General features: G+C 73.5%; 19 protein-coding genes and 1 tRNA gene. 14 read left to right on the forward strand and 6 right to left on the reverse strand.

Features of this window, described 5'->3' with window-relative positions:
• Nucleotides 1-5: 5 nt before the first annotated feature.
• Nucleotides 6-1,118 (forward strand): glutamate 5-kinase, encoded by a 1,113-nt coding sequence (gene proB / locus FRAAL_RS08360; protein WP_041939021.1) that lies wholly within the window; start codon nucleotides 6-8, stop codon nucleotides 1,116-1,118.
• A 175-nt stretch (nucleotides 1,119-1,293) separates the two neighbouring features.
• On the opposite strand, the gene FRAAL_RS35530 is transcribed toward proB, so the two are convergent.
• On the reverse strand, nucleotides 1,294-4,500 hold the full coding sequence (locus tag FRAAL_RS35530; protein ID WP_011603102.1) for an AAA family ATPase: 3,207 nt from the start codon (nucleotides 4,498-4,500) through the stop codon (nucleotides 1,294-1,296).
• Complete coding sequence (locus FRAAL_RS08370; protein ID WP_011603103.1) at nucleotides 4,500-5,723, reverse strand: exonuclease SbcCD subunit D; 1,224 nt, start codon at nucleotides 5,721-5,723, stop codon at nucleotides 4,500-4,502. Before FRAAL_RS08370 ends, FRAAL_RS35530 begins: the two co-directional genes overlap by 1 nt.
• Nucleotides 5,724-5,915: 192 nt before the next feature.
• Between FRAAL_RS08370 and FRAAL_RS08375 the strand changes: the two genes are divergently transcribed.
• The 3 genes from FRAAL_RS08375 (at nucleotide 5,916) to FRAAL_RS08385 (ending at nucleotide 9,669) form a co-directional block, all read left to right on the forward strand.
• A complete protein-coding gene (locus FRAAL_RS08375) occupies nucleotides 5,916-7,175 on the forward strand; it encodes a glutamate-5-semialdehyde dehydrogenase (RefSeq protein WP_041939022.1) in 1,260 nt (419 codons plus the stop codon).
• Nucleotides 7,176-7,338: 163 nt separating this feature from the next.
• Nucleotides 7,339-8,226, forward strand: coding sequence for an AAA family ATPase (locus FRAAL_RS08380; protein ID WP_041939023.1), 888 nt, complete (start codon nucleotides 7,339-7,341; stop codon nucleotides 8,224-8,226).
• Nucleotides 8,227-8,238: 12 nt separating this feature from the next.
• Nucleotides 8,239-9,669: a vWA domain-containing protein gene (locus FRAAL_RS08385; protein WP_011603106.1), complete on the forward strand. Its 1,431-nt coding sequence runs from the start codon at nucleotides 8,239-8,241 to the stop codon at nucleotides 9,667-9,669.
• Between the two features lie 144 nt (nucleotides 9,670-9,813).
• Here FRAAL_RS08385 and FRAAL_RS08390 read toward each other — a convergent pair whose 3' ends face one another.
• On the reverse strand, nucleotides 9,814-11,145 hold the full coding sequence (locus tag FRAAL_RS08390) for an acyltransferase family protein (RefSeq protein ID WP_011603107.1): 1,332 nt from the start codon (nucleotides 11,143-11,145) through the stop codon (nucleotides 9,814-9,816).
• 199 nt (nucleotides 11,146-11,344) lie between these two features.
• The gene (pgm, locus tag FRAAL_RS08395; RefSeq protein ID WP_011603108.1) at nucleotides 11,345-13,012 is read right to left on the reverse strand and encodes a phosphoglucomutase (alpha-D-glucose-1,6-bisphosphate-dependent); all 1,668 of its coding nucleotides are present in this window, start codon (nucleotides 13,010-13,012) and stop codon (nucleotides 11,345-11,347) included.
• 250 nt (nucleotides 13,013-13,262) lie between these two features.
• On the opposite strand from pgm, the gene nadD reads away from it, so the two are divergent.
• The 5 genes from nadD to FRAAL_RS30285 all read left to right on the forward strand — a co-directional run bounded on the left by nadD (nucleotide 13,263) and on the right by FRAAL_RS30285 (nucleotide 17,320).
• Nucleotides 13,263-13,835 carry a nicotinate-nucleotide adenylyltransferase gene (gene nadD, locus FRAAL_RS08400; RefSeq protein ID WP_173402737.1) on the forward strand — a complete coding sequence of 191 codons (573 nt, stop codon included), beginning with the start codon at nucleotides 13,263-13,265 and terminating at the stop codon, nucleotides 13,833-13,835.
• A gap of 277 nt (nucleotides 13,836-14,112) precedes the next feature.
• Complete coding sequence (gene rsfS, locus FRAAL_RS08405; RefSeq protein WP_011603110.1) at nucleotides 14,113-14,562, forward strand: ribosome silencing factor; 450 nt, start codon at nucleotides 14,113-14,115, stop codon at nucleotides 14,560-14,562.
• Nucleotides 14,559-15,260, forward strand: a complete 702-nt coding sequence (locus FRAAL_RS08410) for a histidine phosphatase family protein (protein WP_011603112.1) — start codon at nucleotides 14,559-14,561, stop codon at nucleotides 15,258-15,260. The genes rsfS and FRAAL_RS08410 overlap by 4 nt, the downstream gene beginning before the upstream one ends.
• A 79-nt stretch (nucleotides 15,261-15,339) precedes the next feature.
• Nucleotides 15,340-15,413, forward strand: a tRNA-Ala gene (locus tag FRAAL_RS08415).
• Nucleotides 15,414-16,240: 827 nt separating this feature from the next.
• On the forward strand, nucleotides 16,241-17,320 hold the full coding sequence (locus FRAAL_RS30285) for an ice-binding family protein (protein WP_011603115.1): 1,080 nt from the start codon (nucleotides 16,241-16,243) through the stop codon (nucleotides 17,318-17,320).
• A gap of 81 nt (nucleotides 17,321-17,401) precedes the next feature.
• Here FRAAL_RS30285 and FRAAL_RS31475 read toward each other — a convergent pair whose 3' ends face one another.
• The gene (locus tag FRAAL_RS31475) at nucleotides 17,402-18,010 is read right to left on the reverse strand and encodes an AraC family ligand binding domain-containing protein (RefSeq protein WP_197537255.1); all 609 of its coding nucleotides are present in this window, start codon (nucleotides 18,008-18,010) and stop codon (nucleotides 17,402-17,404) included.
• A gap of 251 nt (nucleotides 18,011-18,261) precedes the next feature.
• On the opposite strand from FRAAL_RS31475, the gene FRAAL_RS08425 reads away from it, so the two are divergent.
• From FRAAL_RS08425 to nhaA, 5 genes are all read left to right on the forward strand, one after another.
• Nucleotides 18,262-18,747, forward strand: coding sequence for a class I SAM-dependent methyltransferase (locus FRAAL_RS08425; protein ID WP_011603117.1), 486 nt, complete (start codon nucleotides 18,262-18,264; stop codon nucleotides 18,745-18,747).
• 90 nt (nucleotides 18,748-18,837) lie between these two features.
• A complete protein-coding gene (locus FRAAL_RS08430; protein WP_041939024.1) occupies nucleotides 18,838-19,224 on the forward strand; it encodes a hypothetical protein in 387 nt (128 codons plus the stop codon).
• 530 nt (nucleotides 19,225-19,754) lie between these two features.
• Nucleotides 19,755-20,057, forward strand: a complete 303-nt coding sequence (locus tag FRAAL_RS08435) for a hypothetical protein (protein ID WP_011603119.1) — start codon at nucleotides 19,755-19,757, stop codon at nucleotides 20,055-20,057.
• A gap of 148 nt (nucleotides 20,058-20,205) precedes the next feature.
• Nucleotides 20,206-20,430, forward strand: coding sequence for a hypothetical protein (locus FRAAL_RS08440; protein ID WP_041939025.1), 225 nt, complete (start codon nucleotides 20,206-20,208; stop codon nucleotides 20,428-20,430).
• An 82-nt stretch (nucleotides 20,431-20,512) separates the two neighbouring features.
• Nucleotides 20,513-21,802, forward strand: a complete 1,290-nt coding sequence (gene nhaA / locus FRAAL_RS08445; RefSeq protein WP_011603121.1) for a Na+/H+ antiporter NhaA — start codon at nucleotides 20,513-20,515, stop codon at nucleotides 21,800-21,802.
• Between the two features lie 14 nt (nucleotides 21,803-21,816).
• Here the strand turns inward: nhaA and FRAAL_RS08450 are convergent, their stop codons facing one another.
• A complete protein-coding gene (locus tag FRAAL_RS08450) occupies nucleotides 21,817-22,761 on the reverse strand; it encodes an acyl-CoA thioesterase (protein WP_011603122.1) in 945 nt (314 codons plus the stop codon).
• Nucleotides 22,762-22,793: the final 32 nt, after the last annotated feature.

Below are 22,793 nucleotides of genomic sequence, written 5' to 3' on the forward strand. Positions count from 1 at the left end.
TCGGCATGCGGGCGTTCGTGGCCGACGCGCAACGGGTCGTCGTCAAGGTCGGGTCGTCGTCGCTGACGACGGCGGCGGGCGGACTCGACGTCGCCCGCCTGGAGGGGCTCGTGTCCGCGCTGCTGCCCCGGGCGGGGCAGCTCGTGCTCGTCTCCTCCGGGGCGATCGCCGCCGGTCTCGCCCCGCTGGGGTTGGCCCGCCGGCCGCGTGACCTCGCCACCCAGCAGGCCGCGGCCAGCGTGGGGCAGAGCTCCCTGGTCCACAGCTACGCCGCGGCCTTCGGCCGGGCGGGCTTCCGCGTCGGCCAGGTGCTGCTGACCGCCACCGACGTCATCCGCCGCACCCACTACCGCAACGCGCGGACCGCGCTCGACCGGCTCCTCGAGCTCGGCGTCGTGCCGATCGTCAACGAGAACGACGCGGTGGCAACCCAGGAGATCCGCTTCGGCGACAACGACCGCCTCGCCGCGATCGTCGCCCACCTGGTGTCCGCCGACCTGCTGGTGCTGCTGTCGGACGTGGACGGCCTCTACGACGCCAACCCCCGCCACGGGCCGGCGAACCTGCTGCGCGAGGTCCGCTCGGATGCGGATCTCGCCGGGCTCACCGCCCGCGGGACGGGTACCGCCGGCGTCGGCGTCGGCGGCATGGCCACCAAGATCGAGGCTGCCCGGATGGCCGCGTCCGGCGGCGTCACCGCAATCATCACCTCGGCGGCGAACGCCGCGCCGGTGCTGCGCGGCGAGGAGGTCGGGACGGTGTTCCACCCCACCGGCCCGCGCCGGGCCTCCCGGCTGCTGTGGCTGGCGCACGCCACCGCGCCGGAGGGGCTGCTGCGCCTGGACGACGGAGCCGTCGCGGCCGTCGTGCGGCGGCGGGCGTCGTTGCTGCCGGCCGGGGTCACCGGCATCGAGGGCGACTTCTCCGCGGGCGACCCCGTCGATCTCGTCGATCCGGGCGGTCGCCCGGTGGCCAGGGGGCTGGTGGCGTTCGACGCGGCGGAGCTGCCGGCGATGCTGGGGCGGTCCACCGCCGAGCTCGCCGCCGAACTGGGCCCCTCCTACGAACGGGAGATCGTGCACCGGGACGACCTCGTCCTGCTGCTGCCGACCCGCTGATCTTCCTCGCCGCCCCTTCGTACCCGCCGTCCCTACCGCCCCCTCGTTCCCTCGCCGCCGTGGCGAGCCCCTGCGGTGCGTTCTGGACGGTGTCGGCCCGCGGACCGCGCAGAACGCACCGCGGTCCGCGCGGTCGCGCCGTCGGGCCGTCGGGGCGGGGGGCGGGGGTTGCGGGTCAGGGGGTGGTCTCGACCCGGCTGCCGTTCGTGCCCTTGACGACCTGGATCTGGTTCGGGATGCGCTGGCGCAGGTCGGCGACGTGGCTGACGACCCCGACGAGCCGGCCGCCGGAGCGCAGCTCGTCGAGCACGCCCATCACCTCGTCCAGGCTGTCGGGATCCAGCGTCCCGAAGCCCTCGTCGATGAACAGCGCGTCCATCCGCCGCCCGCCGGCCTCGGCGGTCACGACGTCGGCGAGGCCGAGGGCCAGCGACAGCGCGGCCTGGAAGGTCTCGCCGCCGGACAGCGTCCTGGTGTTGCGCCGCCGGCCCGTCCACGCGTCCTCGACGAGCAGACCCAGCCCCGCCCGTCGACGCCGGTCGCGTCGCTCCTCGGTGTCGTGGACGAGGGTGAAGCGCCCGCCGCTCATCGCGGCGAACCGCCGGCTGGCCGCGGCCGCCACCTCCTCCAGCCGGGCCGCGAGCACGAAGCTCGACAGCGGCATTCCCTCGGTGTTGCCGCCGCGGCCCGCGGCGAGCTCGGCGAGCTGATGCAGCTCGTCGGCCTCGGCGCGCAGGGGACCCAGCGCGGTGAGATCCGCGGTGAAGGTGGTGTGGAGGGCGGCGAGCTCGGCGGCCCGCCCGCTCGCCCGCGCGAGCGTCGCGACGGCCGACTCATGTGCCTGGCGAGCCTCCTCGGCGGCCGCGGCGTGCTCGGCGAGGGGCACCGTGATGTCGGGGTCGACGGCGAGATCGTCACCGGCCAGCGCCGCGGCGACCGCGGCGGTCTCCTCCCGGTACTCCAGGACCTCCTGCTCGGCGGTGCGTCTCCAGGGCTCGTCGCGGACGGCGGCGGCGGCGTCGTCCAGGTCGACGAAGCCGGCCTGGCGCACGAGGTCGAGCGCGGTGAGGCCGGCCCGGACGTGCTCCGCGCGGGCCCGTTCGGCCGCCAGCTCCGCCTCGTGCGTGGCCTCCTGGTCGGCGGCGAGCGTCGTCACCGCGTTCAGCCGGGCCGCCAGGGCCTCGGCGTCGCGCAGGTCGGCGGGAACCGCGGTAAGCCTCGTCGCGGCCAGCCGGCGCATCTGCGCGGCGCGCAACCGGGCCGCCTGCTCGCTGGACCGAGCGGCCGCCAGGCGGGCGGCGGCGTCCTTCTCCTCCTCGTACACGGCGAGCGTCGCGGCCTCGGCGGGGGTCAGATCCGCGGCGGCCCGGGTGCGGGCCGCCACCAGGTCGTCCACTCGGGCGGCGAGCTCGGCGAGCCGGTGTGCGGACGCGGGCGCCCGGTCGTCGAGCAGTTCCACGACCTGGAAGCGCCGGACCTGCGACAGCGGGTCGGGCGGTTCGTCCGCGCCTGCGCCGGGCGGGACCGGCGGGACCGGCGGGACCGGCGGGACTGGCGGGACTGGCGGTTCCACGGAGTCGGACGGCTCGCGGGCCAGCTCGGCATGCAGCGTGCGGATCTGCGTCTCCCACCGGTCGGCGGCGCGCAGCGCGGCCGCCGCGTCGGCGCCGAGGCGGTCCGCCGCCTGCTCGGCGGCGGTCTCCTCGTCCTTGCTCACATGATCGGCACGGACCTCCGCCGGATCGGGGTGTTCGCACGCGCCGCAGACCGGACAGGGCGTGTCGTCGACGAGCGCGGCGGCGAGTTCCGCGGTGATTGCGTCGAAGCGCTGCCGACGCACGTCCCCGGCGTGCGCCCGGGCTGCGGCGGCGCGGTCGCGGGCGGCGTCGACGTCGGCACGGGCGCGGTGCTGCTCGGCGACCGCGTCGGCCAGTTCGCGGGTCCACCGGGCCCGTTCGGTCAGGGCCGGCAGCGCGGCGCCGGCGCGGCGTGCCGTGGCCACCCGGGACTCGGCCGCCGCCCGGACCGCCGGCAGCTGCGCGTCGATCCGGCCGGTGAGCGCCTCGGCGTCGCGCCGATGCTCCTCGGCCTCGCGCTCGGCCTCCCTCGCGGCCGCGTCGTCGTCCTCGGCCTCCGCCAGGGTCCGCGTCAGACCTTCCAGCCGGCCGACCTCGACGTGGGCGAGCCGAATGAGGCCGGCGAGCTCCTCGACGCCTTCGGGCTCCCTCGGATCGTCGCGCTGATGGGCGGGGAGCGTGCCGGCGGGCAGCGTGCCGGCAGCGAGGGTGCCGGCAGCGAGGGTGCCGGCGGCGAGGGTGCCGGCGGGGAGCAGGCCCGGGGGGTGCTCGGCCAGGCGCTGCCGGGCGGCGTCGGCGGCCGCCCGGGTCTGCTGGGCGGTTGCGGTGCGCCGGCGCAGCTCGGTCAGCGCGGGGGAGACGACCGCGGCCCGCCGAGCCGCGTCGGCGTCGTCGGCGAGCCGATCGACGGCGACCCGGCGGTCGTCCAGCTCGTCGCGGCGTGCCGTGAGCGCCCGGCGCCGGTCGATGCGGCGGACGAGATCGCGGGCGTCGGCGAGCGCGGCGTCGGCGGCGGCGCGGGCCTGGCCGGCCGTCCGGTGCGCGGCCTCGGCCGCGGCAGCCGACGCGTCTGCCTGGCGGGCCAGCTCGGTGGCCCAGCCGGGGTCGTGCGTCGGGTCGGTGGGCTCGGCCACCCCGGCGACCTGGGCGATTCGCGCGGCCACCCGACCGAGCTCGGCCGTGGCGACCGCCAGCCCGTCGCGGCCGGTCTTGGCCCGGTCGCGCAGCCACTGCTCGGTGAACTCGAAGCGGCCGACGCCGAACAGGGTCTTGAGCAGCTTCTCCCGGTCGTCGTGCCCGGCCTGGAGGAAGTCGGCGAATCGTCCCTGCGGCAGCATGATGACCTGGAAGAACTGGTCGTGGGTCATCCCCAGCAGCAGGCCGATCTCGTGGCCGACGTCCTGGGGGCGGGTGGCGAGGGTGTCCCAGCCGTCGGCGGTGTGCCGGTCCAGCCGGGCGGTGGGATGGGTCCGGGTGGTGCCGCCGCCGCGCCTGGGCCGGTCCCAGGCCGGGCTGCGGGTGATGCGGTAGCGCCCGGCCGAGACCGAGAACTCCAGGCTCACCTCCGGTCGGGCCGAGGCGTCGGCGTGATGGGACCGCAGGTCCGGGCCGCCGGCGATCTTTCCCCGCAGGCCGGGGACCTCGCCGAACAGCGCGAAGCCGATCGCGTCGAGCAGCGTCGTCTTGCCCCCGCCGGTCTCGCCGCACAGCAGCAGCAGGCCGCCGCCGCTCACCCGGTCGACATCGACGTCGACCTGCCCGGGGAAGGCCCCGAACGCCGCCAGGCGCAGCCGGTGGGGGCGCATCAGGCCGCCTCCTCGGCGATCCGGGCCGCGTCGAGGGCCTCGGCGAGCAGCGTCCGCTCCCGCGGCGACGGATCGCTGCGCACGTGCGCCACGAACGCCGTGGCGATCTCCAGGTCGCTCCGGCCGCGGGTCCGTTCGCCGAAGCTGCGCTCGTCGGCCGCGCCGGCCGGCGGTTCGTGGGCGAGGCGCAGCGCGTGGGGGAAGCGCCGTTGCAGCGTCGCCATCGCGTCACCCGGCCGCACCGGATCGGTCAGCACCGCCGCGACGAAGTCCCGTTCGTGGGCGGCGAAGGCCGCGGCGGTCAGCAGCTCGTGCAGGGTGCCGCGCAGCACCGCCATCCGCCGTTCGGTGGGCACCTCCACGTCGCGGACCGTCCGGATCCCGTCGCGGCCGATGTCCACCAGCAGGGAGGTCTTGCGGTCGGCGGCCTCCGAGAAGGAGAAGGCCAGCGGCGAGCCGCTGTAGCGCACGGCCGGGGTGATCGCCTGGGGGCGGTGCAGATGACCGAGCGCGGTGTACGTGATGCCGTCGAACAGGCTCGACGGCACATTGCCGACCCCGCCGACGGAGATGTCGCGTTCGCTGTCGCTGCCCGCGCCGCCGGTGACCCAGGCGTGCGCGAGGACGACGCTGCGGGCGCCCGGGTGGCCGGCGAGGTCCGCCCGCACGGCGCGCATCGCGCGGCGCATCGTCGCGGCCTGCGAGTACGCCGCCGCGCCGGCCGTGTCTGCGCCGGCCCTGTCTGCGCCGTACGGGTCCGTGTCCGGGTTCGCGTCGGTGGGCTTGCCGGCCTGCGGTGCCGGCAGCAGGGCGTTGGCGGTCGTCGGCTCCAGATAGGGGATCGCGTAGATCCGCACGGGGCCGTCGCCGTCCTCGACGACGACGGGGACGCCCACCGCGGCCGGGTCCGTCCTGAGCCGGATCCGCGGGTCGAGCAGGCCGGACTTGTCCCCCAGGCGGCGGGCGGCGTCGTGGTTGCCGCTGATGGCCACGACCCGGGTGCCCGCGTCGCGCAGCCGGGACAGCGCCTCGTCGAACAGTTCCAGCGCGCGCACCGGCGGGATGGCGCGGTCATGCACGTCGCCGCCGACGAGGACCACGTCGACGGACTCCGCCCGGACGACCTCGACGAGATGGTCGACGAACGCGGCCTGGGCCGGCAGCAGGTCGTGGCCGTGCAGGCCGCGGCCGAGATGCCAGTCGGAGGTGTGCAGGGCGAGCATGTGAGCACGGTAGGCAGGCGCCCGCGGCCGCTCGGCACGGGGGTCCGGCGTGGTCGTGGCACCGAGCCGGTGGGCAGCCAGAACGCCGAATCGTCACCCGCTCGGCGCGAGCGGCCGCGAGTGTCGCCCGGCGCCGGTAGCCTCGGGACAGTGGGTTGCGCCGCGGCGCCCGCACATACGGAGGATCCGGAAATGATCACCTCTGCGGAGGCTGTCCGAGACGTGGCAGTGCGCGCGAAGGCGGCGGCGGCCCTGCTGGCCCCGGTCAGCCGCGGCGAGAAGGACCGGGTGCTGCTCGCGATGGCCGAGGCGCTCCTGGCCCGGTCCGCGGGGATTCTCGCGGCCAACGCCGAGGACGTCGCGGCGGCAAGGGCGGCGGGAACGCCCGGTGCCATGGTCGACCGGCTCACCCTCACCGAGGCCCGCCTGGCGGGCATGGCCGACGGTCTGCGTCAGGTCGCCACGCTGGACGACCCGGTCGGCGAGGTCGTGCGCGGGCGGGTGCTGCCCAACGGCATGGAGCTGCGGCAGGTCCGCGTCCCGCTCGGCGTCGTGGGGATCATTTACGAGGCGCGGCCGAACGTCACCGTCGATGCCGCGGGCCTGTGTCTCAAAAGCGGCAACGCGGTGCTGCTGCGCGGCAGCGCCTCCGCGGTGCGGTCCAACACCGCTCTGGTGGAGGTCCTGCGCGACGTCGCCGCGGCGGGCGGTCTGCCGGCCGACGTGGTCCAGCTCGTCCCCGGCCTCGACCACGATTCCGTCAAGCACCTGATGCGGCTGCGGGGTCTCGTCGACGTGCTCATCCCCCGCGGCGGAGCCGGGCTCATCCGGGCGGTGGTGGAGGAGTCGACCGTGCCGGTGATCGAGACCGGGGTCGGCAACTGCCACGTCTACGTCGACGTCGACGCCGATCTCGACCAGGCGCTCGCGATCACCGTCAACGCCAAGACCCACCGGGTCTCGGTCTGCAACGCGGCGGAGACGCTGCTGGTGCACCGTGGGGTGGCGCAGCGGTTCCTGCCGCGGGTGCTGGCCGCGCTGCACGACGCCGGCGTCGCCGTGCACGGCGACGAGGCCGTGTGCGCGGTGGACCCGCGTGCCGTGCCCGCCACCGACGACGACTGGGCGGCCGAGTACCTGTCGCTCGACATGGCCGTGCGCGTCGTGGACTCGCTCGACGACGCGGTGGCGCACATCCGCCGGTGGGGCAGTGGGCACACCGAGGCGATCGTCACCCGCTCGCTCGGCGCGTCCCGGCGCTTCATCACGAGCTGCGACTCGGCCGCGGTGATGGTGAACGCCTCGACCCGGTTCACCGACGGGGAGCGGTTCGGCATGGGCGCCGAGATCGGCATCTCCACCCAGAAGCTGCACGCGCGGGGGCCGATGGGCCTGCCCGAGCTGACCTCGACGACGTGGGTCGGCGTCGGCGACGGTCATCTCGTGAGCTGAGGCGATCCCGGCGGCGGCCGGGGGTGCTGCGGCCCCGGTGCGCACGCACGGTATCGCCCGTCAGGGCCGGACCAAAGCCGCGGGCGGGGCGTAGTCGCCCGTCTGGGGCTTCATCCTGGCACTATGGACGTGGCGATGCTTGACACGGGGACGGAAGGTGGCCATGTCGCTTCAGGAACACGCTTTCGCCGACGTCGCGGACGTGCGGGAACGCCTCCGCGGGACCGGATACCTCGCGGACGAGGCGATCGCCACCACGGTCTTCCTTGCCGACCGGCTGCGTAAGCCGCTGCTCGTGGAGGGCCCCGCGGGGGTCGGCAAGACCGAACTCGCCAAGGCCCTGGCCACCTCCGTCGGTGCCGAGCTGATCCGCCTGCAGTGCTACGAGGGCCTCGACGAGGCCCGCGCCCTGTACGAATGGAACTACAAGAAGCAGCTGCTGCGCATCCAGGCCGGTTCCGGCGACGGCGGCACGGAGGGCTGGCAGCAGGCCCACGACGACATCTTCAGCGAGGAGTTCCTGCTCTCCCGGCCGTTGCTGACGGCGATCCGTCGCGAGGAGCCGACGGTGCTGCTCATCGACGAGACCGACAAGGCCGACGTCGAGGTGGAGGGCCTGCTGCTGGAGGTGCTGTCGGACTTCCAGGTGACGATTCCCGAGCTCGGGACGATCAGCGCGACCCAGCGCCCGTTCGTCATCCTCACCTCGAACGCGACCCGGGAGCTGTCCGAGGCGCTCAAGCGGCGCTGCCTCTACCTGAACCTGGACTATCCCTCGGCCGAGCGGGAGAAGGAGATCGTGCTCTCCCGGGTCCCGGAGCTGCCGGAGCAGCTCGCCGAGTCGCTGGTTCGGATCGTGCGCGCGCTGCGCGCGATGGAGCTGAAGAAGGCACCGTCCATCGCCGAGACCATCGACTGGGCGCAGACGGTGCTCGCGCTCGGGTTCGACACCTTCGACGAGGCGGCCGTCGCCTCCACCCTCGGTGTGGTGCTCAAGCACGCCAGCGACCAGGCCCGCGCCATCGGCCACCTCAAGCTCACCGCGAACTAAGGGGGCGCCGGCATGAACCTGCTGGACCGCACCGTCGAGTTCACCGCCGCCCTGCGCCGGGCCGGCGTCCCGGTCAGCAGCGCCGAGACGGTGGACGCGGCCCGCGCCGTCGGGGCCCTCGGCTGGGCCGACCGCGACGGCGTGCGGGCGTCGTTCGCCGCGACCCTGTGCAAACGACCGGTGTACCGGCCCGCCTTCGACACCCTGTTCGACCTGTACTTCCCGCCGCGCATCGGTGACGGCGTCTCGCTGGACGACCTCGCTGACGACCCGGCGGCCGCCGGCGACGGCGCGGCCGGCGACGGCGAGCCGGATCCCGGCGACCTGACGCCGGAGGAGCTCGAGGCGCTGCGCCAGGCGCTGCGCGACAAGCTGCTCGACGCCCTGCGCGACGGCGACGACGAGGCGCTGCGTCAGCTCGCCCGCCAGGCGGTGAGCGCGTTCGGGTCGGCGCGGGGCAGCGCCGGGCGCTCCTGGTTCCTGTACCGGGTGCTGCGCGCGATGTCCGCGGAGACGCTCATCTCCGACCTGCTCTCGGCGCTGCTGGGCGAGCAGGAACGCGGGGGCCTCGCCGAACGGGCCGCCCGGCAGACCATCACCGACCGGATCCGCGAGTTCGAGGAGCTGGTGGGCGCGGAGGTGCGCCGCCGGATGGCCGAGGAGCGCGGCATCGAGGCCGTCGAGCGCAGCGCGGTCAAGCCGCTCAGCGACCAGGTCGAGTTCCTGCGCGCCTCCCAGCGTGACCTCGTCGAGCTGCGCCGGCAGGTTCACCCGCTCGCCCGCCGCCTCGCGACCCGGCTGACCGCGCGGCGCCGCCTCGGGCGCACCGGCCGGCTGGACTTCCGGCGCACCGTCCGCGCCTCGCTGGCCACCGGTGGCGTGCCGGTCGACACCAAGCACCGTCCGCACAAGCCGCACAAGCCCGAGCTCGTCGTGCTGTGCGACGTCTCCGGTTCGGTCGCGTCGTTCGCCCACTTCACCCTGATGCTGACCCACGCGCTGCGCGAGCAGTTCTCCAAGGTTCGCGCGTTCGCCTTCATCGACACCACCGACGAGGTGACCCGCTTCCTGCGCGGCCTCGACCTCGGCGACATGATGGCGCGGATCTCCGGCGAGGCCGACCTGGTCTGGTTTGATGGGCACAGCGACTACGGCCACGCCATCGAGGTCTTCGCCGAGAAGTACCCGGAGGCGGTGGGCCCGAAGACGTCGCTGCTCATCCTCGGCGACGCGCGCAACAACTACCGGCCGACGTCGGCGACGGTGTTCCGGCGGCTGTGCGCGCAGGCCCGGCACTCCTACTGGCTCAACCCGGAGCCACGCACCTACTGGGGCTCGGGCGACTCGGCGACCGACGTCTACGCCGAGCTGGTCGACGAGATGGTCGAGTGCCGCAACATCGACCAGCTCCAGGTCTTCATCGAGCGCCTCCTGCCCTCCTGACCCGTTAGCCCCGGCTGTCGCCGTCGAGGTCCCGGCTGCTTATCCAGAGGGATAAATCGGGCGCGGAACCCTCTGGATAAGCAGAGCCCGACGCGGCGGCCGTCCCGCGGCGCGGTTCGGCGGCCGGTCGGGGCCGGACCGGGGTCAGTCGGCGGGGACGGGTGCGATGCCGCCGACGGGGCCCGTGGGGGTCGCGGTGGCCGGCATGACGGCGCCGGGGACGCCGGCGACACCCACGCCGCCGGCGGGCGCCGCGTCGGTGCGTTGGCGCGGGACGCGGCCCGTCCCCGGGTTCGTCCAGGCGGGCCGGCGCCGTTGCACCGGCCGTTCGACGAGGTAGTACGACGCGCTCGCCAGACCCATGCTGATGACGAGCGCCACGCCCGCCGCGGGCACCCGCCCGACCCGGGGCATCAGCTTGTCCAGGGCCGTCCCGGTGACCGGGAAGTGCCACAAGTAGAAGCTGTAGGAGATCCGGCCGATCCAGCTCATCACCCGGGTGCTGAGGAAACCGGCGAGCCAGGCGGGGCGCTGCTGGTCCGCGGCGAGGACCGCGACGGCGGCGACCGCGGCGACCGCCGTGTAGCCCCCGTAGGCCAGCCAGTTCGGCCGGCCGTGCAGGTCCGGGCCGAACACGAACAGGGCGACCAGGGCCATCAGCGCCGCCGGTCCCAGCCGGGCGATGTCGCGCAGGATCGCCGCCTGGCGGGGGCCGCGGGAGCTCCAGCCCAGCGCCGGGGGCGCGACGGCCTGATGCCGCCACACCCCGAGCAGGCAGCCGACCAGCAACGAGTCGACGCGACCGTCGGGCCCGAAGTAGATGCGCAGGTTCTCCTGACCGTCCACGATGAGGATCTCCCGCCAGATCACCACCAGCAGGATCGCGCCGATCAGCAGGGTCGGCAGCCGTCGCCGCAGCCGAGAACGGCCGCAGATCACCACCAGCGCCAGCGGCCAGAGCAGGTAGAACTGCTCCTCCATGGACAGCGTCCAGGTGTGGCCGAACCACGAGTCGCCGCCGGGTGGGTCGAACGTCCGCTGGATGTTCGCCACGTAGAACACCGAGGCCAGCCCGTTCCAGAGGAACTGGACCTGGTCGCTGTGGCTCTTGAGCAGCAGTACCAGCGGCACGCCGACGACGGCGAAGACGTAGAAGGCGGGTAGCAGCCGGAAGGCGCGCCGTCCCCAGAAGGCGCGCAGCGAGATCCGGCCGGTGCGGTCGCGTTCGGCGAGCAGCAGGCCGGTGATGAGAAAGCCGCTGAGGACGAGGAACAGGTCGACGCCCAGGTACCCGCCCGGCAGCAGGCCCATGTGATGGACGAAGACGGCCAGCACGGCGATCGCCCGCAGCCCGTCGAGGGCGGGGTTGTGCGGCTTCGCCGTGGCGGGCGGTAACGCGGTGGAGGCTTCGTCCCCCGTACCGGGCGGGGCCGCGGAGGTGTTGTCCGGCGGGGCGTTCTCGGGTGTGGGCGTCATGGTCTCCCCCCAAGGATCCACACGGCGAGTGCGCTGAGCACCGTTGCACGGTAGTCGTCCGCGGAGGGGGAGCGCGGTCACCTTTGCCGGATCGGTACCGGATGAGGTCCTGGCGGGCCGACCTCGGGGGCCTTGGCGGGCATTAGCGGTCCCGCCGGGATCCTGGGGGTCCCGCCGGGGTCCTGGGGGTGGAGCCGGGTCACCCGCGAAGCAGGGCGGCGTCCACGATCGCCTGGGCCTGTGTGATCACCTCCTCGAGGTGCTCCGGCCCGCGGAAGCTCTCCGCGTAGATCTTGTAGACGTCCTCGGTGCCGGACGGGCGGGCCGCGAACCAGGCGTCGGCGGTGACGACCTTCACCCCGCCGATCGCCGCGCCGTTGCCGGGCGCCTGTGCGAGCGCGGCGGTCACCGGGGAACCGGCCAGCGTGGTCGCGGCCAGGCTCGCCGGGGTGAGGGCGGCCAGGATCTTCTTCTGCGCCGCCGTGGCGGGCGCGTCGACCCGCCGGTACGCCGGCGCGCCGTGCAGCTCGGTCAGCTCCTGGTAGAGCGCCCCGGGATCGCGGCCGGTCACCGCCGTCATCTCCGCGGCGAGCAGGCAGGCGATGAGGCCGTCCTTGTCCGTCGTCCACACCCCGCCGCCGCGGCGCAGGAACGACGCGCCCGCGCTCTCCTCCCCGCCGAAGCCGAGGGTGCCGTCGGTGAGGCCGTCGACGAACCACTTGAAGCCGACCGGTACCTCGACGACGGCGCGGCCGATGCCCGCACCGACCCGGTCGATCATGCTGGAGCTCACCAGGGTCTTGCCGATCGCCGTGCCCGCGGGCCAACCGGTGCGGTGGCCGAACAGGTAGGCGATCGCCGCGGACAGGTAGTGGTTCGGGTTCAGCAGCCCGGCGCCGGGGGTGACGATGCCGTGCCGGTCGGCGTCGGCGTCGTTGGCCACCGCCACGTCGAAGGAGCCGGCGTGGCGCAGCAGGGAGGCCATCGCGTAGGGCGACGACGGGTCCATCCGGATCTTGCCGTCCCAGTCCGTCGTCATGAACGAGAAGGTCGGATCGACGGTGGTGTTGACCACGTCCAGATCGAGCTTGTACCGCTCGGCGAGGGCCTGCCAGTAGACCAGGCTCGCGCCGCCGAGCGGATCGACGCCGATGCGGACGCCGGCGGCGCGGATCGCGTCGAGGTCGACGACGTCGCCCAGGTCGGCGACATACGCGCCGACGTAGTCGTGCACCGCCGCGGCCGCCCGCGCCTGCGCGTAGGGCACCCGGGCGACGCCGGCGAGACCCGCTTCGAGCAGCGCGTTCGCCCGGTCCTGGATGACCTTGGTGACGGCGGTGTCGGCCGGTCCGCCGTGGGTCGGGTTGTACTTGAAGCCGCCGTCGGCCGGCGGGTTGTGCGACGGCGTCACCACGATCCCGTCGGCGAGCCCGCGCCCGGACGCCCCGCCCGCCGCGGTGGCGCCACGGTCACGGTTGTGCCCCAGGATGGCGTGCGAGATCACCGGGGTCGGCGTCGCCTCGCCGTCCGGCGCGATGCGCACTGCCACGCCGTTCGCGACGAGCACCTCCAGGGCGCTGGCCAGCGCGGGGGCGGACAGGGCGTGGGTGTCGATCCCGAGGAACAGCGGGCCGTCGACCCCCGCCGCGGCCCGGAAGTCGCAGATCGCCTGGGTGGTGGCGAGGATGTGGTCGGCGTTGAAGGAGCCGCGCAGCGCCGATCCGCGGTGCCCGGAGGTCCCGAACGACACCCGCTGAGCGGGGTCCGCGGGATCGGGATGGACGTCCTGGTACGCGGCGAGCAGAGCGTCGACGTCGATGAGGTCCTCGGGGGCGGCGGGCTGGCCCGCGCGTGGGCTGATCGGCATGGGCGGCGCCTCCTCGCGGTGGGACGGGGGTGGCCGGCGGCCTGCCGTCAGCCTAGTCGGGTCGTCCCCCGCGGGGCTGGTTCGTCCCAGGCTCGACTGCGGTGCGCTGTGCACGCTCCGGGCCCCAGAACCGGGCACAGCGCACCGCACCTCTGGTGGGGGGCTTTGTGGGACATCTCCCGTCCGGCCCGGCGCCGCGCGCGTGTGCCGGGCCTGCGGCGTTACTGTCGGCGTCGTGCGTCTCGGCGTGATGGGTGGGACCTTCGATCCCGTCCACAACGGGCACCTCGTCGCCGCGAGCGAGGTGGCCGCCCTGTTCGACCTCGACGAGGTCGTCTTCGTGCCGAGCGGGCAGCCCTGGCAGAAGGTCCACCGCGTGGTCTCGGACCCCGAGGACCGCTACCTGATGACGTTCCTCGCCACCGCGGAGAACCCGCAGTTCACCGTCAGCCGGGTCGAGATCGACCGGGGTGGGGCGACCTACACCATCGACACCCTGCGCGATCTGCGCGGAGCCCGACCGGACGACGAGCTGTTCTTCATCACCGGCGCCGACGCCCTCGCCCAGATCTTCACCTGGCGGGACCATCGTGAGCTGTTCGAGCTGGCGCACTTCGTCGGCGTCAGCCGCCCCGGCTACCAGCTCGCCCTGGACGCCGCGCTGCCGGCGAACTCGGTGAGCCTGCTGGAGGTGCCGGCGCTGGCGATCTCGTCCTCCGACATCCGTCAGCGGGTCGGCCGCGGCGCCCCGATCTGGTACCTCACGCCGGACGGCGTGGTGCGCTACATCGCCAAGCGGCACCTCTACCAGTCGAGGGCCTGACGACGGCCTGACGACGGCCCCGACGCTCCGGTGCACCCACCGGTGCCCGGCCGGTAGATGGCAACGACGCCGACGGCCGTCGGCCTGACGCGGTGCGGGACCGTCCCGAACCGTGGTGGTCCGGCAATATCACGATTTTCGGGCCGTCGCCGGCCTGATGGCTGCCCTGACCGGGCGGGGATGTGTCACGCTGGACTAAGCCGCCCGACCCCGGGCGGCGCGCGGGGCGACCGGTGGTGGCCGTCCCGCGGACGTCGCCACCCTGGAGACCCTCAGCGTGACCGCTTCCCCGCGAGCCGTCGAACTTGCCCTCGCCGCTGCCCAGGCGGCGGCCGACAAGCTCGGCCACGACCTGCTCATCCTCGACGTGAGTGAGCGGCTGGCCATCACCGACTGCTTCGTCATCGCCTCCGCGGGCAACGAGCGGCAGGTCAAGGGCATCGTCGACGAGGTGGAGGAGAAGCTGCGCCGGCTCGGGGCCAAGCCCGTCCGGCGCGAGGGAGAGCGAGAGGGCCACTGGGTCCTGCTCGACTTCGTCGACGTCGTCGTGCACGTCCAGCGCGACGAAGAGCGCGTCTTCTACGCCCTGGAACGGCTGTGGAAGGACTGCCCGGTGATTCCGTTCACCGACGCGACCGTCGGGGTCGCGGCCGGGGCGGGAACCTCGGCGGCCGGGGCCTCCTCGGCGTCCGGCCCGCTCGGTGGCGGCCCGGCGAACGCCCTGTGAGGCTGCTGCTCTGGCGGCACGGTCGGACCACCTGGAACGACGTCGGCCGCTTCCAGGGGCATGCGGATCCGCCCCTGGACGCCACCGGCCGGGCCCAGGTCGCCGCCGTGGCCCCGATCATCCGGGCGATGCGTCCGGAGTTGGTCGTCTCGTCCGATCTGCAGCGCTGTCGGGACACCGCGGCCGGGCTCGACCTGCCGTTTCGCTCCGACGCACGCCTGCGCGAAATCGATCTCGGGTTGTGGTCCGGACTCACCGGTGCCGAGGCGGCCGACCGCTTCCCCGAGGAGGACCGGGCCTGGCGCCGGGGCGACGACGTCCGCCGCGGCGGCGGTGAGACCTACCGCGAGGTCGCCCGGCGCGCCGGGGAGGTCTTCGACGAGATCCGCGCCGAAGGGCAGCCGTCCGGGCCGGCGGGTCTCGTCGTGTTCGTGCTGCACGGCGGCACGGCGCGCTCGCTGATCGGCCACGTGCTCGGCCTGCCGCCGGAGCTGTGGTGGCACTTCGGGCCGCTGGCGAACTGCCGGTGGTCGGTCCTGCGCCAGGTCGAGGGCGGGTACCGGCTCGCCGAGCACAACGCGGGTCCGCTGCTGACTGGTAAGGTCGGCGTCGCCGGATCGGGTCTGTCCGAGTCCCTCCTGCCGAGCCAGGGGGCCCCGACGGAGTCCGACACGGAGCCTGTACACTTGCCGAAGTAGCCCACCAGGCGCGGCGGTATCGGTGCCAGGGGGGCAACACACCGAGGTCCACTCGGTCTGATATAAATGAACAGCAGTTGGGGCTGTGGCGCAGTCTGGTAGCGCATCACACTGGCAGTGTGAGGGTCAGGGGTTCGAATCCCCTCAGCTCCACGAGACTTTGGGCGTCTTGTTTTCTCCCTTTCTGGGGAGAAACAGGGCGCCTCTTTATTTTGTCGGGGGGGCCGAGCCCCCCCGAAACCCCCCCACGAACTTGCCCGTGGGTGGGGTGAGTGGGGGTGGGTGACCTTTCGCGCTTGGGGCGAGAAGAGGGTGCGGCGGTGGACGAGCCGGCACCGGGCGTCACTCTCCAGAGCCTGCGCCGGCGGCGGGGCCTGACCCAGGAAGCACGTGCGGAAAGCGGCCGACCTCGGTGTCTCCACGATTCGTGAGACTGAACAGGGCGGAAGTGCCCGGATCGAAACGCTTCACGTCCTACGCCGGACAGCCCTCGGGTGAGGTGCGGGAGGCAGACCTGCGCGGCGGCACTGTCGGAAGCCGATCGCCTTTACCACGCTGACGGCGCCGAGGCTGTCGCGGCAGTGTTCCCGCGACAGCCGGCAGGGCCGGCTCGCCGGACACGGAATACGCAACAACTGGTGTGACTCTTCCCAGCGGCCAAGCAGTCATGATCGCGGGTGACGCGCGGGGTGTGCTGAGACTCGCGGAGACAGTCCCACAGCCCCGTACCAGCCGATTTCGGTCCGACAACCTGAGTCGTCACAGCCGACTCCTGGACATTTCGGCGTACATTTCCTGATCGCCCCCGTGGAGTTCGACGCCGGTAGGCCGCGCGCCAGCGAACCCCGGGGAACGACCGCTGCGCGCGAGGACAGGCGACTGGGAAACTACAACAGCTTACCTAAAGTATCCATATGGATGCCCTAAGCTACGGAGCGGTCGAAAGATCGGCCATGCTGTAGGCCTTCCTAAGGAAACCCATGGTGACTACCCGCCTCCCAGGCGCCATCCACCGCGCTACCACCCACCGAGCCACAACCCACCGCAAGACCGCCCGATCCCGGTACACCAAGACCCTCACCGTCGTCGGCGCGACAACCATCCTGATCGGGCTGGTCGGCGCCACGGGTGCCCACGCGGCCACCCCGACGGTCAACCTCGGCACCGCCGCCGGCTACGCGACTCTCGCTGGGTCCACGATCACGAACACCGGCATCACCACCGTCGACGGCGATCTCGGGCTCAGTCCGGGCACCGCGGTCACCGGATTCCCGCCCGGCCGGGTAACCGGCACCGTTCACGCCGCCGACAGCGCCGCGATCCAGGCCAAGAACGACCTCGCTGCCGCCTACGACGCCGCCGCGGCGACCCCCACCACCGCCACGATTCCCGTGGAACTCGGCGGGACCACTGAAACCCCCGGTGTGTACGATTCCCCGGCCGGCACGTTCGGCATCACCGGAACCCTGACCCTCGATGCCCAGGGCGACCCGAACGCCGTCTTCATCTTCAAGGCCGCGTCCACCCTGATAACCGCATCCGCCAGCAATGTGACCCTCCTCAACGGCGCCCAGTCATCCAACGTCTTCTGGGTGGTCGGCAGCTCCGCGACCCTTGGCACCTACTCCATTCTCAGGGGCACCGTCCTCGCCCTCACCTCCATCACCGTCACCACCGGCGTGACCGTGGACGGCCGCATTCTGGCCCGCAACGGCGCAGTCACCCTCGACACCGACACGATCACCCGCCCGGTCGGCGTCCAGGGCCCCGTCAGCACCACCACCGGCCTCGTCTCCACCCGCAACCCTGCCCCGACGGCGCAGCCCGTCACCTTCACCGCCACCGTCGTGGCCGGCACCGGCACAACCGTCCCCACCGGCCTCGTCGCGTTCGTCGACGGGCCCGCGCTTCGCAACGTCGCCACCCTCGACAACACCGGCCACGCGGCGTTCACCGCCCCCCTCACCGCAGGCCTACACCGGATCAAGGCGATCTACATCGGTACCACCGGTTTCACCGCCAGCGTCTCACCGACCCTCTACGAGCTCGTCGGCTTCTGACCTCCGATTCCGCCCTGAGAGTGCACAGGGCCCCCGGCCGTGTTTCACGGTCGGGGGCCCTGCGGCATTCCGGGGCTGCTGTCACCGGAGGTCGCAGGGGAAAGACCGAATACTCCTGCCGTTCGCCCGGAGAGCCCGAGATCCTCCCGTCTGCGCTGGGCGGAGAAACGGGTCGTCTTCATTGTTGTGTGTGGGGCTGAGCTCCCCGAACCCCGAGGGCGGGTCCCCGGGGATGCGGGTGGCGTGGGTCAGGTGGGCTGGTCGTCGTGTTTGCCGGGCGGGTGGTGCCGGGCGGGGTGGTGGGCGAAGTAGACGCCGGGCGGGACGCCGATCGTGCGGCGGAAGGCGGCGACGAAGGCGCTCGGGGTCGCATAGCCGGCGCGGCGGGCGGCGGTGCTGATCGGACACGGCGAGATGGTCGAGGAGTTCGCGCAGCAGCGGCCCGACGGCGACCACCGTCGCCGACGACCAGGGGATCGGGCAGCGCGTGGGCAGGAAGTACGGACTGCGCATCCAGGCGTCGTCCGCGCTGCGTGTCAGGTGGGCCAGCCCGGCGGGGATCCACAGGGCGAGCGTCGGCGGCAGGAACCACGCCTCCGCCTCGACCTGGACCGTCAGCACCCCGCGACGCGCCCAGACCAGTTGATGGACGAGATGGCGATGCTGGCCGAATCGGTGCCTCGGCGACATCTGAAAGTCCGCGATCGCGACGGCACCAGGGCCGCCGCCGTGAAGCCGGCCGTCGGTGATCCCGGGAAGGTGACCGCTGCTCCACATACATTGGCAGGCTAGTGGATGGCCGTCGCGAACGGGCGGATCTAGGGTCCGAACATGGCGATGAATCTGGTGCACCGAAAGCTGTGCGCGTCCGGACGATGGGCCGACGCGGCGGCGAAGAATTCCTCCCGTAGGCGCTTGAGGACGTCTCCCTGGGAAAGGACGTGCTGGAACTCGGGCCCGGTTTCGGCGCGACCACCCGAGTGCTCGTGAACCTCACGCCGTCGCTGACCGCGCTGGAGATAGACGAGAAGTCGGCGCGCCTGCTCGACGGCAGCCTCGGCGAGCGGGTGCGCATCCTGCACGGTGACGCCACCCGGATTCCGGCGGAGGACTGCTCCTTCGACACGGTGGTGGCCTTCACGATGCTGCATCACGTGCCCTCACCGGCGAAACAGGATCAGCTCTTCGCCGAGACCTTCCGGGTGCTGCGGCCGGGCGGGGTCTTCGCGGGCAGCGACAGCCTGACGAGCCTCGGCTTCCGCCTCATCCACCTCGGCGACACCTCGGTCACGGTCGACCCAGGTCGGTTGCCCGACCGGCTCGCCGCAGCCGGGTTCGAGCGGACGCGCATCGCCACGACGGCGGCCAGCTTCCGTTTCCAGGGGACCCGGCCCCTGGTCGATTCCACGGTGGCGCCGGCCGGCTGACGACCCGGGCGAACACCCCCGACGGACCGCGGTGGTGTTCACCTCACGGTCCGGTCGGCCCGGGCCTTCCCGCTGGTCTAGCCTGTGCGCATGGCCACCCTCGAGCACCGGCGCCTGCGCGCCGCCTGGGTGGCCCCGCTGCTGTTGCTCACGGGCCTCCTTACCTCCGGCGTCGGCGGTCGGCCGGCGGGCCTGCAGGCGGCTGAGCGGGCGCTGCCGGCGGTCACCGCGGTTGCCGTCCCGGTCGGTCCCGCGGAGACCACCTCCCCCCGCCAGGATGCGCGAGCCCTGGTGACGGGGCCCTGGTCGGCGGGCCATCCCAGCACCTTCGTCCTCGCCGCGGCCGCCGTCGCCCTCGCCCTTCCTCGGTTTGGCCGCTGGCGGCGCACCATGCGCCGCAGCGGCCGTCCCGACGGCCCCGCCGAGCGCCGGACCGCTCGCGGCCCGCCGCGGCCGTCCCGCCCACTCTCGAGGTAGGCCCGCGCCGGGGACCGCCCGGCGCCCGCTGAGCCCGCGGCGCGCCTGTTTGGCGCTTGCGAGGCCTGTGCAGCGACTGCCTGGTGTTCGCGACGCCTGTGCAGCGACCGACCGGCGTCTGCGAGACCTCGGTCTTGTTGCCACCGGTCGTCCTGGGATCGGCCCGGGGCCGCGGCCGAGTGCCGGGTTGGCCGGGGACAGGTGTTCCGCGCGCTGACGCCGCGGGGACGCGCGCCCCGAATCGGCCACCCGCCGTGTCGCGTTTCGCGAGCCGGCAGGGCGCTGCCCACCTGCCCACCTGCGGACCTGCGCCGGCGGCGCGGAAGGCCGCTAGTGGTGCGTGCCCGCTGGCACGCGTTCTCGCTGCACCCGCTGGTCCGCACTCGTTGGCCGCCTTCGGCGTTTTCGGACATCCGTCCGGTGGATGCGGCTCCCGGTGGCGCTGCGGTGGCGGCAGAGGACCGGCCTCGGAGTTCGGGCTTTTCGGAGACTGCTCGCCGGAAGACGCTCATCGACCGAAGGGGTAACCGGTGGAATCCGAGTTCGAATGGGGTCGAATACTTCTCGCCGTCGCATTGTTGACCGTGATGTTCCTCCTGCCCGCCCTGGTGATCTGGCGTGACCAGGTCCGGGACCGGCGCCGTTTCGGGGCGTCGGCGCTGTGCCGACCCGTCCGTTACGGACCTGACGGTGCGGCCTACCGGGAGGGGGTGGCGCCCGCAGTCAACCTCGCCGGCCGGAGGGAGCGGAACGGCCGGGAGGAGCGGAACGGCCGGGACGGGCGCAACGATTCGGGCGCATTTCTGACGATGGCGGGAACACCCGGTCGGTGAGGCCGGTGCGCGGCGGGCCGGGCGGTTCGGCGGCGGCGACGGTGTCGGTCCTGCTGCGCGTGGCCGTGGGCGCGACCTTCGTCGCCGCTCTGCTCGCTGTGGAATGTGGCGACCGCTGGGGGACACTCGCTCCGATTCGCTGCCCGCGGTGCTGATCGGGCCGATGCTGCCCGGGCGAGCCGCGGCCCGGCTGGCCGGGTTCACGGCCGTGGCCACGGCGCTGGTCGGCTGGGTCGGTGCTGGGAGCGTCGATGTCGGGAGTGCGGGGGAGGACGGCTGGTGGCGGTGCGGGCAGCCGATGATGCTCGCGATGGTCAGCGCGGGGGCGGCGGCTGTGCGTGGGTGGGCCGCCAGGCGGCACGCGGCCAGGTGAGCGGCGCTCGGCTACGATCGACCATGGTGTGCCGGGAAGTCTGGTCGGCGATGATCGGCCCGACCCGGGACGCTGGGAGACCGTGCTGAACCCGCAGACGCGACGTGTCCGCCTGTTCGCCCGCGGTTCCTGGGCGGAGACCCGGCGGATCGCGGGGATCCTGCGCGACGAGACGATCAGCGGGGGGCTGCTGCTCGCCGCCACCGTCCTTGCCCTCGGCTGGGCGAACTCACCCTGGTCGGGCACCTACGATTCGCTGTTGGCCACCGACTTCGGCCCGGCGGCGCTGCACCTGGACCTCTCGGTCCAGCAGTGGGCGGCCGACGGGCTGCTGGCGATCTTCTTCTTCGTCGCCGGTCTCGAACTCAAGCGTGAGTTCGTCGCCGGAGACCTGCGCGACCCGAGCCGCGCGGTGGTGCCGGTGGCCGCCGCCGCGGGCGGAGTCGCCGTCCCGGCCGTGCTGTACTCGCTGCTGAACCTGCACAGCGGGGCGTTGCGGGGATGGGCGATCCCGACCGCCACCGACATCGCCTTCGCCCTGTCGGTGCTCGCTGTCGTCGGCCGGTGCCTGCCCACGGCGCTGCGCACCTTCCTGTTGACCCTCGCCGTGGTCGACGACCTGCTGGCCATCGTGATCATTGCCGTCGCCTACACGGGTGAGCTGTCCGTGGTGCCGCTGGTCGCCGCCGTCGTCCCGTTGGCGGCGTTCACGCTGCTGGTGCAGCGGCGGGTGCGGGCGTGGTGGCTGCTGCTGCCGCTCGCGGTCCTCACCTGGGCGCTCGTACACGCCTCCGGGGTGCATGCCACGGTCGCCGGGGTGCTGCTCGCCTTCGCCGTGCCGGTGCTGCGCAGCGAGGGGGCCGGGGGACCGCAGGCGGGACCGGGGCTCGCGGAGCATTTCGAGCACCGGTGGCGGCCGCTGTCGGCGGCCGTGGCCGTGCCGGTGTTCGCCTTCTGCTCGGCGGGGGTGACGGTCGGCGGGCTCGGCGGACTCGGCGACGCGCTGTCCGACCGGGCCGCCCTCGGCGTCGTCGTCGGCCTGGTCGTCGGCAAGGCGATCGGGATCTTCACGACGACCTGGCTCGTCGCCCGCTTCACCGGGGCGAGCCTCGAGCGCGGCCTGGCCTGGGTCGACGTCGCCGGGCTCGCGCTGCTCGGCGGGGTCGGGTTCACGGTGTCGCTGCTCATCGGGGAGCTGGCGTTCGGGCCCGGCAGCGCCCGCGACGATCACGTCAAGGTGGGGGTGCTGACCGCTTCGGTCACCGCAGCCCTGCTGGCGACGGTGGTGCTGCGGCTGCGCAACCGCGCCTACGCGCGGATCCACGAACTCGAGACCGCCGACGACGACCACGAGGACGGCCCGGACGCCTGACGCGCGGGGCAGTCCTAGCGCGTCGGCGGGCGCTGCTCGCCGACGGCGCCGGCTGGCGGGCGGATGAAGCCCTGCTGGGCGGTCGTCGCGACCAGGGTGCCGTCCCGCCGGAAGATCTTTCCGGTCGAGTACCCGCGGCCGGCGGAGGCGGTCGGGGAGTGCTGGTCGTGCAGCAGCCACTCGTCGGCGCGGAACGGGCGGTGGAACCAGATCGCGTGGTCGAGGCTGGCGAACGACACCCCGGGGCTCGCCGACGCGATGCCGTGCGGTCGCAGCGAGGTGGCCAGCAGATACAGATCGGATGCGTAGGTGATCGCCTGCAGGTGGACGCGGGGATCGTCTCCCAGCGCGGTCCTGACCCGGAACCAGACCTGCTGGCTGGGGGGATACGCCCGCGGCGCGAGCGGAGACACGACACTGACCGGCCGGAAGTCCAGCACCGCGAAGTGCGGGGGCAGCGGGCCGCCGAAACCCCAGGCGGCGAGATGGCTGGGCAGGTCGGCGACCGACTCGGGATCGGGCACGTCGGGCGGGGCCGGATCGGCGTGGTCGAGCCCGTCCCGGGGGATCGTGAACGACGCCATCACCTCGAACAGCCGGCGGTCCTGCTGGCGGGCGACCACCCGGCGCACCGCCGACGAGCGACCGTCGCGCAGGCGTTCGACGTGGTAGCTCACCGGGATCTCCGGGTCGCCGGACTGCAGGAAGTAGCCGTGCAGCGAGTGCGCCGGGAACTCGGCGGTCTGCTGGGCCGCCGCGAGTGCCTGGCCGGCGAGCTGCCCGCCGAAGATGCCGGCGCGGGCGCGCGCCCCCCGGGCACCGACGAACACGTCCGGCTCGGACTCCCGGACCCCGAGAACATCCTGCAGCGGCAGGGCGACATCGGCGGCCGCGGCGGCGGACGGGGCGCCGAGGGCCGGCTCCCCGACGGGACCGGGGCCGGTGGGAACGACAGTCATGATCAGCTCATCCTCGCCTCGTCGTCCTCGCC

The sequence above is a fragment of the Frankia alni ACN14a genome, from assembly GCF_000058485.1.
Taxonomy (GTDB): domain Bacteria; phylum Actinomycetota; class Actinomycetes; order Frankiales; family Frankiaceae; genus Frankia; species Frankia alni.

Coding starts and splice junctions, on each gene's coding strand:
- FRAAL_RS08375 (WP_041939022.1), top strand. CDS start 5,916: ATGATCACCTCTGCGGAGGCTGTCCGAGACGTGGCAGTGCGCGCGAAG.
- FRAAL_RS08380 (WP_041939023.1), top strand. CDS start 7,339: ATGTCGCTTCAGGAACACGCTTTCGCCGACGTCGCGGACGTGCGGGAA.
- FRAAL_RS08450 (WP_011603122.1), bottom strand. CDS start 22,761: ATGACTGTCGTTCCCACCGGCCCCGGTCCCGTCGGGGAGCCGGCCCTC.
- FRAAL_RS31475 (WP_197537255.1), bottom strand. CDS start 18,010: ATGTCGCCGAGGCACCGATTCGGCCAGCATCGCCATCTCGTCCATCAA.
- FRAAL_RS08370 (WP_011603103.1), bottom strand. CDS start 5,723: ATGCTCGCCCTGCACACCTCCGACTGGCATCTCGGCCGCGGCCTGCAC.
- FRAAL_RS08390 (WP_011603107.1), bottom strand. CDS start 11,145: ATGACGCCCACACCCGAGAACGCCCCGCCGGACAACACCTCCGCGGCC.
- FRAAL_RS08385 (WP_011603106.1), top strand. CDS start 8,239: ATGAACCTGCTGGACCGCACCGTCGAGTTCACCGCCGCCCTGCGCCGG.
- FRAAL_RS30285 (WP_011603115.1), top strand. CDS start 16,241: ATGGTGACTACCCGCCTCCCAGGCGCCATCCACCGCGCTACCACCCAC.
- pgm (WP_011603108.1), bottom strand. CDS start 13,012: ATGCCGATCAGCCCACGCGCGGGCCAGCCCGCCGCCCCCGAGGACCTC.
- proB (WP_041939021.1), top strand. CDS start 6: ATGCGGGCGTTCGTGGCCGACGCGCAACGGGTCGTCGTCAAGGTCGGG.
- nadD (WP_173402737.1), top strand. CDS start 13,263: ATGGGTGGGACCTTCGATCCCGTCCACAACGGGCACCTCGTCGCCGCG.
- FRAAL_RS35530 (WP_011603102.1), bottom strand. CDS start 4,500: ATGCGCCCCCACCGGCTGCGCCTGGCGGCGTTCGGGGCCTTCCCCGGG.
- FRAAL_RS08430 (WP_041939024.1), top strand. CDS start 18,838: ATGGCCACCCTCGAGCACCGGCGCCTGCGCGCCGCCTGGGTGGCCCCG.